7 protein-coding genes are annotated in these 12173 nt (G+C 40.8%); 2 read left to right on the top strand and 5 right to left on the bottom strand.

From position 1 onward, the window contains the following. Positions 1 to 874: 874 nt before the first annotated feature. Positions 875 to 2008: an alpha/beta hydrolase gene (locus QQK00_RS04105; RefSeq protein ID WP_284216206.1), complete on the top strand. Its 1134-nt coding sequence runs from the start codon at positions 875 to 877 to the stop codon at positions 2006 to 2008. Positions 2009 to 2035: 27 nt separating this feature from the next. On the opposite strand, the gene QQK00_RS04100 is transcribed toward QQK00_RS04105, so the two are convergent. The 4 genes from QQK00_RS04100 to rlmJ form a co-directional block, all read right to left on the bottom strand. Further along, positions 2036 to 3265, bottom strand: coding sequence for a nucleoside recognition domain-containing protein (locus tag QQK00_RS04100; RefSeq protein WP_284216205.1), 1230 nt, complete (start codon positions 3263 to 3265; stop codon positions 2036 to 2038). Between the two features lie 520 nt (positions 3266 to 3785). Beyond that, on the bottom strand, positions 3786 to 4310 hold the full coding sequence (locus tag QQK00_RS04095) for a gamma carbonic anhydrase family protein (RefSeq protein ID WP_284216204.1): 525 nt from the start codon (positions 4308 to 4310) through the stop codon (positions 3786 to 3788). Between the two features lie 2 nt (positions 4311 to 4312). Next, on the bottom strand, positions 4313 to 5182 hold the full coding sequence (locus tag QQK00_RS04090) for an acyl-CoA thioesterase (protein ID WP_284216203.1): 870 nt from the start codon (positions 5180 to 5182) through the stop codon (positions 4313 to 4315). A 13-nt stretch (positions 5183 to 5195) separates the two neighbouring features. After that, positions 5196 to 6062, bottom strand: a complete 867-nt coding sequence (rlmJ, locus tag QQK00_RS04085; protein ID WP_284216202.1) for a 23S rRNA (adenine(2030)-N(6))-methyltransferase RlmJ — start codon at positions 6060 to 6062, stop codon at positions 5196 to 5198. Between the two features lie 475 nt (positions 6063 to 6537). Between rlmJ and QQK00_RS04080 the strand changes: the two genes are divergently transcribed. Continuing rightward, positions 6538 to 10452, top strand: coding sequence for a S8 family serine peptidase (locus tag QQK00_RS04080; RefSeq protein WP_284216201.1), 3915 nt, complete (start codon positions 6538 to 6540; stop codon positions 10450 to 10452). Here QQK00_RS04080 and QQK00_RS04075 read toward each other — a convergent pair. Next, entirely contained in the window at positions 10427 to 11887 is a 1461-nt protein-coding gene (locus tag QQK00_RS04075) for an MATE family efflux transporter (protein ID WP_284216200.1), read from the bottom strand. The genes QQK00_RS04080 and QQK00_RS04075 overlap by 26 nt on opposite strands. Between the last annotated feature and the right edge of the window lie 286 nt (positions 11888 to 12173).

Here is a 12173-nt window from a genome sequence, read left to right as displayed (position 1 = left end):
GTAGATCTTGATTTATATACGGTCTATCGGCATTCCCATCAAATATTTAAGGATAATCAACACAATACCTGCCAATAAATACATATAATTTAAATAAGCATGCCGGAATCAATTTTCATTAAACGGATAATTACTTACAGTTTTGTTGTCTCTTGAACATCTTCGAATATGATATGTTGGAAAATAAAGGGATAAATCGACTTAGCTAACGCCAATCAAGCTAATATATGACAGCCTTTCACCTGATCAAAGACAACGAAACCAAACTTTCAGATCATTACTTGTTATAGGCAATGACTGAAACAGTATTTTCAACACATTGTAAAGCTGTATCAATTGTTTCACTACCGTAAAGTGTGCTAACATATAAATATTACAAATTTATTACAGGTGCATTTCACCTTAGATTATCGCAAAAATAATGGCGATATCTCGGTTTGAAATGACAATAAAATTATTACTAGGTAAACAAAAAGCGGTATAAAGACATGACAAAAAAACACATATTTCAACAACATATAAAGAAAATAGGAAAGCTGTATTCAAAATGGCAACATAAATTGTTTAAACGCCGCAGTCCGTATGCACCCATCGCATATGTTGGGCGTAAAAACGTTGAAAAAATTCTCGGCGCAAAAATTAAAAAGATGACCTAAACTAGCAATACTGCAATTGTAAAGCAGGCATTATCTGCATATGTTGTTCTATACAGACACCGTTGCGAATATTGACGGTAGTACTGGCCTACTACGTAATATACGTCTTGGTTAAGCCGAATAAATTTAACATACTTCCTTACATTTTCACAATTTACACAACCCAGTAACACAATTACGCTTGATTCTACTTTAAGATGATTATTTGGGACTATTAAATGCGTAAACTTGTATTGGGTATTGCTATTTGTATCACATATTTCTCTGGCATTGCTTATGCTGAAGAACAAACGTCAACGCATACGAAAAAGACCGCAGATTCGGTACCTTATGTATTGCCATGGACTTACGAAATTGACTTTCGCTCCGACATTCAACAACAAGATTACAAATTGGTCGTTCGTTTTCCGCCAGGTTATAATGAATCAGAGGAAGGCTTTCCAGTTATTTATATACTGGATGGTCAATACCACTATCCATTAGTCTCAGCCGCCCACGGGAATTATGCGTGGGATGGCACTATACCTAATGCCATCACCGTAGGTATTAGCTGGGCGGGCGAGAATCTTAACGTTGAGGCTTTGCGTTTACTCAATTTTACGCCCTCTCAGTCTAAAAACCAAAAATTGTCAGGCGGCGCTGATGCCTTTATTAAAGTGCTGAAAGAAGAAATAATTCCTTTTGTCGAGGGACACTATAAAACGAACAATAGTCGCACCATTACAGGCAGTTCTTTAAGCGGTTTATTTTCCTTGTATGTAATGACAAAAGAACCAGCCTTATTTAACAATATCGTCGCGTTGTCACCGTCTATGTGGTGGGAAAATAGGGAGATAGACAATTTGCTAAAAGCGCATTTTGATAAAACAGACCTACCACCGGTAAAAATTTATGCCGCAAGAGGCGAATACGAGCTCTATGGCATGGGAGAAAATGATAAGATGTTTCGTGATCTTATGAGTGATCTTAATGGAAACATAGGGATTAGATATGACATCGTTGAGGGCGCTGGGCATTCAGGCGTGAACCCACAGGGGTTTGCTAGAGGTCTTAGATATGTGTTTGGCAGAAATGAGCTACCGATATCTGAAATAGAAAAGCAACGCATGGCCGGTATATACATATCAGATAACAAAATGGTACCCAAAGTCGAACTACAGAGTGATGCAAATGGTCTTTACTTCGATGACGGGCAGTCAAATAAGATCTATGTCCATTCGCATAGCGACTCAGAGTTCTACATTAACGAATTTAATGCTGACGTTGCTTTTTTAGAGTTGAAAGATAAAAAATATCAAAAAGTCAAAGTTTCACCATTAAATCAAGGTGATATTGTTTACACAAGGCAGTAGTGCCTTATTTTTCTTTGTTATTGGCATTCAACCGAAAAACCAGTAAGACACGACTATCGCCGTGAATATCCCTCCGGCATCAGCCGCTAAGCAACAACCCACGGCATAGCGGCTGTATTTTACGCCAACAGCCCCTAAATAAACGGCTAAGACATAAAATGTTGTTTCTGTAGAACCTTGCAATACAGACGCTAAGCGACCTGCAAAAGAGTCTGCGCCATGATGTTGCATGGTTTCAATCATTAACGCACGCGCACCAGAGCCACTTAGAGGTTTCATTAAAGCATTCGGAATTGCATCTACAAACCGGGTATCAAAACCAACCGCAGCAACCATATAGGCAACGCCATCGGTAACATAAGTCATTACTCCACTGGCTCTGAGCATGGCAATGGCTACAAGCATCGCAAGTAAATATGGAATGATAGAAATAGCGACGTCAAAACCTTGCTTGGCGCCCTCAACGAATAATTCGTAAGTGTTTTTTTGTTTGCGGTACCCTGCCAGCAAAACAACAATGATAAAGAGAAACAGTGCGAAATTAGCGATTAAACTGGACTGCTCTGAAAGTTGTGCCGTTGCCAGCGTAGAGAAATAGAGAATAATAGCAGTCAATAAGCTAAATATGCCTACTAGATAGGTCACTACCACACGATTGAATAAATTTATTCGCTGTATTGCACAAGTCACAAATAGGCCAACCAGTGTAGACGCGCTGGTGGCAAGTAAGATAGGAATGAATACATCGGTAGGCGCTGCGGCGCCCTGCTCCGCTCGATATACAAAAACGCCAATAGGAAATAAAGTAACTGACGAAGTATTTAATACTAAAAATAAAATCTGAGAATTTGTTAACGTATCTTTTTTAGGGGTGAGGCTTTGCATATCTTGCATTGCCTTAATACCGAAGGGTGTAGCTGCATTATCTAATCCCAAGATATTTGCCGACATATTCATTGTAATACTACCAATGGCGGGATGCCCTTTCGGAATATCCGGCATAATACGGCGTAAAAAGGGCTCTAGCACTCGAGAGAATTTTGCAATTAAACCTGCATTTTCGGCCACTTTAAAAATGCCCAACCAAAATGCTAACAATCCAATTAAACCGATTGCTATATTAACGCTGGTGCGCGCCATATCAGAAACGGCTCCCATAACAACTTCAAAACTACCTAAGTCGCCATCAACAAAAACTCGCCAACAAGTTGCCACAAATGCACTTAAAATAAATGACAGCCAAATTTTATGTAACATCTATCTCTCAGTTTTTTATTATTTTTACGTCTTTCGGGAAAGTCTAAGTGATTGAGAATAAAAGTGATAGTGCTTTGGTTGTTTTAACACACAAGATACAACGCGATGGGAAGTATAGAAATAAACATTGGATGTTTATTGACGAAAAATTTACACATACTAGCTTGTGGATAACTTGTTAATTACCTGTGTTTGTCGCGGTATAATTTGTGGAAAAATTGTACAGCTAAGCATTTGAATAATATGAAATTTTTAGCTTGTATAATATTTATACGATCGCATAAGCTACTGAATTCGAAAAATTTATTTAAAAATCACTTTAATATTTTCCTATTTATGAGCTATTATTAATATCCGATGTCAATTCGGTGTTTACACTTCTCCCAGTTGTAAATGGAAGATGTATCGGGTTTATGTACCTGAAGTAGGAATTTAAGTTAGCGCACGGCTCAGCAATGAGCCAATCCCCTAAGCCTGGAACTTATGTTCCGGGCCTTTTTCTTTTTATGTTCAGCTTTTTTTAATTGTTCGTTTCTTTTAACTGTTGCATGAACCGCAATGCATTTGCCTGATAGTGTTCCGCTGATTTCTCTAACATAATTCGCTTATCATCAGGTACCGTTTTAACAACTTTACCCGGCGATCCCATCACTACTGAATAGTCCGGAATTTCCATACCTTCAGTCACTAATGTATTTGCGCCAATCACGCAATATTTCCCTATTTTAGCGCCATTCAACACAACTGCATTTATACCAATGAGCGAATAATCACCAATCACGCATCCGTGTAACATGACTTTGTGTCCTATCGTCACGCCACTACCAATGACAAGCGGAAAACTAGGATCAGTATGCAACACAGATAAGTCTTGGACATTCGACGATTCACCAATAGTAATATTCTCGCAATCGCCTCTTACTACCGCATTAAACCAAATACTCGCATGTGCCTTTATGCAGACATCACCGATAACATGCGCGCCAGGCGCTATATAACCTGTTTTATCTATATTTACCGTTTTTTCGCCAAGTGAATAAATCAAGACTAATCCTCGTTTTTAAGGCGCACTAAACCCTCTTGCGTCGTTGATGCCACCAGTACACCGTGCTTATCGTAAATTTTTCCGCTGACAAATGCCCGCCCATTACCACTTGACGGACTTTCGATTGAATATAAAAGCCAATCATCAAACGAAAACGGGCGATGGAACCACATAGCGTGATCGATAGTGGCAATTATTAGTCTTTTATCCATGGGTGAAATGCCATGTGCCAGCAATGACGTACTTAAAAAATGATAATCTGATGCATAAGCTAATGCCGCCTGATGTAAAGCAATATCTTCTTGAGACAAGCGTTCCCTAGATTTAAGCCATATTTTACGTGACGGATTTTGTTTATTATTAGATAAAGAGTTGGAGGCATCTACAGTGCGAATATCTACAGGTTTGTGATAAGCCAATGCCTGTTCCAAATGTGCCGGAATATTTTTATTGTTGGCGAGAAATAACGCGATGTCTTGGTCGAGTGTTTCAGCCGCAGGTACATCGGGCAATTCACCCAACTGATGATTAAGCTTACTTTGTTCCATGATTTGAAAAGAAGCCGTCATATAAAAAATCGTCTTTCCATTTTGAATTGCTTTTATGCGTCTGGTGGAAAAGCTTCGACCATCTCGCACATTTTCAACGTCATAAACCACAGGTAAAGACGCATTACCAGGCAACAAAAAATACGAATGGAATGAATGTATGATGCGATTACTTTCCACTGTTTTATATGCCGCCATAACGGACTGACCTAGCACCTGGCCTCCGTATAGCGCTCTAAACCCCAAATCCCAACTTTGCCCTCTATACAGGCCTTGCTCAATGACTTCTAAATCAAAAAGTGATGTTAGAGTGACTTCTTTCACCAATAATTCCCCTCTACAGCTGCGGATTTAACCATGTCAAACTAGACTGATTCACACCATTCATGGCGACCTCACTCTCAAGTAAAGATAATATTTCTCGAATCGATGCATCCACCTTAAATGGTGGATTAATAATACAAATGCCGGATCCATACATGCCAACACTGCCGTCATTATCAGTAAAGTTGAAGGTAACATCCATCATTGGGCATTCAACGGCTTCCGCGAGTGATAATACCATTTGCTCAGACATGCCTGATTTTGGTGTGTTTTCCAACTGCTTCGTTTTCCGGTTTATTCGCCTGCTAGCGAGCAATGGATACCAAATAGCAAACGTACCGTTTGGCCATTTTCGTAACGCACTGCATACGGCTTCATGTACTTGATTATATTCGTCTGCATCTTCGTATGGCGGATCGATCAATACCATACCTCTATTCGGTTTAGGCGGCATTAGGCCCTTCAGCACTTCAAATGCATTACGGTGATGCACGCTGCCTGTACGGTGTATGAAGTACTTTAAATCACCAAACGCATCATTCGCCAATTCGTTAAAATGCAAGTTATCTTGCTCTCTTGCCATTTCGATAGCAAATGCTGGCGATCCAGGATACTCGTCATTTTGCTTATATTTTTTAAAAATTTTTCGATAGGCTTTTAATTCAGCAAGGTCTTGAGAAAAGGACAGCGCGTTAAACGCGTACTCATCTTGATGTATTTGTACGCTGGATAAGGGATATTTGCCCTCTCCGGCATGTGTGTCCAGATAAAAGTATGGTTTACTCTTTTGATTGAATTTTGACATTAACGCAATGAGTGTAAGGTGCTTAAATACATCGGCATGATTGCCTGCATGAAACTTGTGTTGGTAACTTAGCAAATGAGTAAAACCTACTATTTAGTTTATTGTAGGTAGTTTAACAACATTTATTCGTGCTGAGTACGATATTCCAAAACAGTTTTATATGCAGTAAACGTAATGTCGGCAAAAAGTGAAATAATCCCCCGTCCATTCCGGCGTTTTATTGCCGCAATGACTACCGAGTTTCATTATTTGATATTGCGATATTTGCGCTTCTTAAACTTATGTTTCTCTCAATTAAAGATTCGACAGTAACCGTGATATATTTTGGTTTCATTTTTGCAATGCAGCCAACACATCAATTATCACAAATGTGTATCAATGCCAATACAATTTAAACAAATATAGATATGCCCACTTTTAATATGAATGCAACAATGCTAACTATTGGTCGTATATAAAAGTACACAACAAAAAATGTGCAGATAGACACCTGTTAATTAGGGCCCATGAAGGCAGACATGCTACACATTTATATCGACGGAGAAGATTTATGAAATATATTGCAGTCGCGGTTTCTATGGCATTAGCGACAATGGCCGCCCCCTATGCCGATGCCAAAGATGCGCATGCGAATGACAAACATAAACCACATGGTACTCACAGTAGAATGTCTGTCGTCACTTCGTTTGATAACCCGACAAAACCCCATACCAATGTAAAATTTACATACGAACCAGCACTTGGCAATAGCAAACACACATATATAATTGAGTTCAACGAAGCGTCCGTTGCGCAAGACAATCAAATGTTATCGGTGTTGAATAAGCGCAACACCAGTGCAAATAAAAAAACCTATCAACAAACATTAAATAAATACGTTAAACGCCTTCAACACACCCAGCAAACTGCGCTTAAGCAGATTCAATCAATCAGTAGTGATTTAAAGATGCTGCACTCATATACGTACGCGTTAAATGGCATGGCTATTGAAGCCACTCAAGTCGACATTGCAAAGATAGCTAAATTGCCGAACATTAAACGCATTACTCGACAAAAAATATATTCTGTTAATACAGACAGAGGGCCTGAATTGATCGGTTCGCCTTCCGTTTGGCAGGGGCAAATTGGCGCCTTACCTCAGACACAGGGTGAAGGTGTCATCGTCGGCATTATTGACTCAGGCGTAAACACTGATCACCCGTCATTTGCAGAAACAAGTGGTGACGGATACATACACGCAAACCCACTAGGAGATGGCGTATTCTTAGGGGACTGTGCAGTAAATTTCCCCGAACTTTGCAACAATAAACTTATTGGTGTTTACAGCTACCCGATTATTACCAATGATTATGCTGATACAGATGTATTTCCAGAGGACTTACCCAGAAATGGAGAAGATTACGGTGGTCACGGCTCCCATGTCGCCGCTATTGCAGTAGGTAACACCCTATTAGATGTCAATGAATCAATCCCTGAAGCCAATACGGTTGAAAGTAGTGGCGTACAAACTGATTTTGTCTTCGAGCGTATGAGCGGCGTTGCGCCTAGAGCAAACCTTATTTCTTATCAAGTTTGCTATGGTGGTACTGCTGTCGACGGTGATACGTACGCAGATTGCCCTAGTGCAGCAATTTCTGCGGGGATAGATTCTGCAATTGCTGATGGCGTAGACATTATTAATTTTTCTATTAGTGGTGGAGACGATCCTTGGGATGATACCGCTGAACTTGCTTTTTTGTCCGCACAAAACGCAGGAATATTTGTTGCAACATCTGCTGGAAATAGCGGCCCTAACCCAGAATCAACGGACAAGAACGCCCCCTGGTATACGTCGGTAGCAGCCTCTGAACATGGGCGTCAAAATGCTTTTGTAAAAACCTTAGAAGACCTAAGTGGCGGAGCGACAACGCCGCCAACGACAATATCGGGGCAAAGCAATACCGGTGGTATTACAGCTAACATTGTTTACGCAGGAGATTTTTCAAACCCTAATGATTCTGGCGGTGACCCTGCACAATGTCTAGAGCCGTTCCCAGCCAATACCTTTGATGGCGAAATTGTGGTGTGTGATAGAGGTGCAATCGCGCGAGTCGATAAAGCGGTGAATGTGCAATCCGGTGGCGCTGGAGGATACGTGCTCGCCAATGTCGATGGCGGGGACTCATTTTTAGCCAATGATCAGTATGTCGTTCCAGGCATACAAATAACTGCAGAAAATGGCAATGCATTAAAAAATTGGTTATCTACTGGCAGTAATCATCGAGCTACAATTACAGCAGGAATGCCAAATCAAGCCATTGACCCGGAAAGAATAGATGTACTTGCACGTTTCTCTTCCAGAGGACCTAACGCAACAAATAGTACCTTAACACCAACATTAACCGCGCCAGGCGTCGACATATTTTCAGCGTATGCTGACCAACAATTCGGGCAAGACGGAAGTGATCCTGCCGCTGGTGACTTTAGTTATTTGTCAGGCACTTCAATGTCTAGTCCTCATGTTGCAGGAGCCGCCGCGCTGTTAAAAGCGCTCCATCCTACATGGACACCGGACAATATTCGCTCAGCTTTGTCAATGACAGCAACGACATCAGTGCAAAAAGAAGACGCTACAACAGCCGCAGATTTTTTTGACATGGGTGCCGGCAGAATACAACTTGACCGCGCAGCACAAGTTGGATTATTACTTAATGAAACATTTGTTGAATACCGTGATGCAAATCCCGATATCGGCGGAGACCCTCGCGCGCTTAATATACCTAGCATTACAGATTCTGAGTGCAAAGGAATTTGTACTTGGACAAGAACATTTACCGCCACTAAAGCGGGGAGTTGGGATATAGACGCTGAATCTTTCGATAGCGACACATTAATTCAAGTATCGCCAAACAATTTTACTATTCAGGCGGGTGAATCCCAAGATGTTGTGGTGACCATTAATAGCTTGTCAGCCACAAAAACACAGTTCGTATTCGGCAGGCTTAACTTACGTTCCGATAGTAGTCCCGATTTACACTTACCAATCAGCGTCTTATCTACTTTAGGCGAAGTGCCTACGTCTGTCGAGGCAAACGCAACACGGCCAGTTGATAAGGTAAGCATCGAAAATATAAAGTCTATCTCTATTCCTGAGTTTGTTGTTACACCTTTTGCATTTACCAAAGCAACAATTATTAACAATCAAATTGAAGAAGACAGTGATAACGATGACTACTTAGACGACTTAGAAGACGGCGTTGTTACGTTTCCGATTACCGTCCCAAGCGGCACCAAACGGCTGATTACGAAAATCGTTGATGCTGACGCACCTGATTTGGATTTATTTCTTTTATTTGATGCAAATGGCGACGGCGAGTTAACTAGTGCAGAAGAAATCGCGCGTAGCACATCAGCAAACTCAATCGAAGAGATAGGTGTTAACTTTCCTGACGCAGGTGAATACGTTATCGCAGTACAAAGTTTTACGGGTTCAGCTAATCAGCCTGACGATTTTGAATTACGTTTTGCGCTCGTGACAAATGAAGAAGACGATTCTATACAAATTATTGCGCCTAGTAGTATAGAACAAGATGTCCCATTTGATATTAATGTTATTCATCAATTACCGGATGCCTCAATCGGCGATGAATTCTTTGGCATAATTGGGTTAAGTAACGATACCGAGACGAAAGACAAATTAGGTATCATTGAACTGGATATCACAATAGATACACTAGATACTAACTTTGTTGCATCCCCTACTCGTCTAAATGCTGGAGACATTGCATCTGTTGGTATTGAAGTTGAAGGAAATGATACGGATGAAGCTCGCGACTATAGAATCGTTGTACCAGTGCCTGATGGCACAAGTTTTGCGCAAATAGGAAATTCAAGCAATGCCGTCATCAGCTCAGATGAGCTCGTGTGGTTGGTAACAAAAGCGGCGCGAGAATCTCTACCTTCGCGTATTAATTTCGATGTCGTTATCGCAAACGATAAAGCGCCCGGTCCCGTAACACTTAATATAAACAGCGAATTGCTCAACAGACCGTACGAAAGTATTTTATCACCGCCTGCGTTTACTAAAATACAAGTGGAAGGCCCACCGGAAATCAATATCTCAGGTACATCGAATAACACATTGGAAGTAATAGAAACACTCACATTGAATATACCTATATCAGTGGTTGATCCAAATGATGATGCTGTCTCTGTAGTTTGGCTGCAAACGTCAGGCACGGCAGTCGAGATTGTTCAAGACGAAAACGGTACACGACTTATTGCACCGACCGTGAGCGAAGATGAAACGCTTACGTATGAAATAACGGCAACGGATGCATTTGAGCAAACCTCAAAACAAACGCTATCAATAGTAGTTAAGAATAATGCCCCTCCACCGTCGAGCAGCGGTGGCGGTACAACTTCGATTTTGACGCTATTAGCTATGCTTATAGTAGGTATTAGAAGGCGCTACTCTCGGACTTAACTCGTTGTTGAATGATCAATACCCGTGCGGTCATCATAATGGCCGCCGAACTCAAACCTAGTATAAACCCTATCCAAAAACCTTTGGCCGCCATTTTAGGGACGATAATATCCGTTAACCCAAGTACAATTGCGGTAGGAAACCCTATTCCCCAGTAAGCAAACAAAGAAATAAGCAGCATCGCTTTATTATCTTTATACCCGCGTAAAGAATTTGCACCTACGACTTGTATGGCGTCGGGAAACTGGAAGATTGCAGCAAGTATTAGTAAACCTATAGCGGCCGTTATCACTTCAACTTCAGGGGTATAGAGACGCACAATCCATGACGCATTAATTACCGTGAAACTGGTTGTAAAAAATACCGTACTTATCGCCAAAACAAGCGCTGCACGATATGCCAGCGCTGCTTTGTAATTATGCCCTTCACCTATTACATAACCGATCCTAATTGCTACGGCCATCCCAATACTCAACGGCAACATAAATATTAATGCACTAAAATTTAACGCGACTTGATGCGATGCCACGGTCAGTGCTCCAAAAGGTGAAAGCAATATGGCGCTGATTGAAAACAACGTCACTTCCGCCAAGAGCGTAAACGCAATGGGTAAGCCCAATACCAATAGCGTCTTAATATTGTTAAGCGCGGGCGCTGTCCAATTTGAGTACAAATCATATTTTTTAAGCGACGTTTGCTTGCGAGTATAAATAAACGTAGATAACGCCATGCCGTATATGACTAACATCGTTGCAAGACCGCAGCCCGCCCCGCCCATTTCAGGTATCCACTGCACACCATTTACCTCAATACCATTGATAAATAGATAATTTGCAGGAACGTTGATACATAAACCAATCAACATGATTATCATCGTTGGCCGAGTGCTCGAAAGACCTTCACAATAGTTTCTCAATGTTTGATAGATTGCGAAGCCCGGCGCCGCAAGTAATATAAATTGTATATACTGGCTTGTTTCGTTTCGAAGTTCAGCCGCCATATTCACTTTAGCGAGTAATGACGGCACGAACGGAAAGATCATCATGAAAATAAAACCAATCGTTACCACTAAATAAAAGCATTGCTGAACCCACGATGCGACTTTATTGGCATTTTTCGCCCCATCAAGCCTTGCTACTTGAGGTGAAAGTGCTAAACAAATCCCCTGTAAAAATATCAATAGCGGCATTGTAGAGCCATAACCAATGGCAACAGCGGCCATATCCAATGAGTTATAGTGGCCAGCCATTATTGTGTCAGACACTCCCATGAGCGTTTGCGTCACTTGCGCAATAAGTAACGGCCACGCAAGTACACTTAACTTTTTGAACTCAAGCCAAAAACCGGAATATTTACCGGCGACGTCAGTGGTGTTTCTTTCGATGTCTGCAGTATCAGCGGGTATTTTAACGTTTTCTGCTTCTAGATTTTTCATTTATCTCATTCAAGGTAAATCATAATTGGGGAAAGATTCTTGCTTGTTTCCTGTTAGTCATTGTTAGCAATGTTACTTTCCGTATCAGTTAATCTCATATAAACGCTCAAAAATTTCAGTAGTTATGTTAATAACTTATAGCAAAAAAACACTTTAGTTTTTTACGTTTGCGCCTAAGCTTATAATTGTACAATTAAAAGTAACACTATTTATTAAAACATTTTGTGCTTTTACTACAGTGAAGCTGTAAGAAGAGTCTATTGCCAAATAAAAGAAAGGACAGAAA

The organism is Agaribacter marinus (assembly GCF_030160655.1).
Classification (GTDB): domain Bacteria; phylum Pseudomonadota; class Gammaproteobacteria; order Enterobacterales; family Alteromonadaceae; genus Glaciecola; species Glaciecola marina.
The sequence above is the reverse complement of the archived record's forward strand: the minus strand, read 5'-3'. Positions and strand labels throughout refer to the sequence as shown.

What these genes read in the sequence shown, in the direction of transcription:
- QQK00_RS04105 (WP_284216206.1), top strand. Translation starts at nt 875, where the DNA reads ATGCGTAAACTTGTATTGGGTATTGCTATTTGTATCACATATTTCTCT.
- QQK00_RS04100 (WP_284216205.1), bottom strand. Translation starts at nt 3,265, where the DNA reads ATGTTACATAAAATTTGGCTGTCATTTATTTTAAGTGCATTTGTGGCA.
- QQK00_RS04080 (WP_284216201.1), top strand. Translation starts at nt 6,538, where the DNA reads ATGAAATATATTGCAGTCGCGGTTTCTATGGCATTAGCGACAATGGCC.
- QQK00_RS04075 (WP_284216200.1), bottom strand. Translation starts at nt 11,887, where the DNA reads ATGAAAAATCTAGAAGCAGAAAACGTTAAAATACCCGCTGATACTGCA.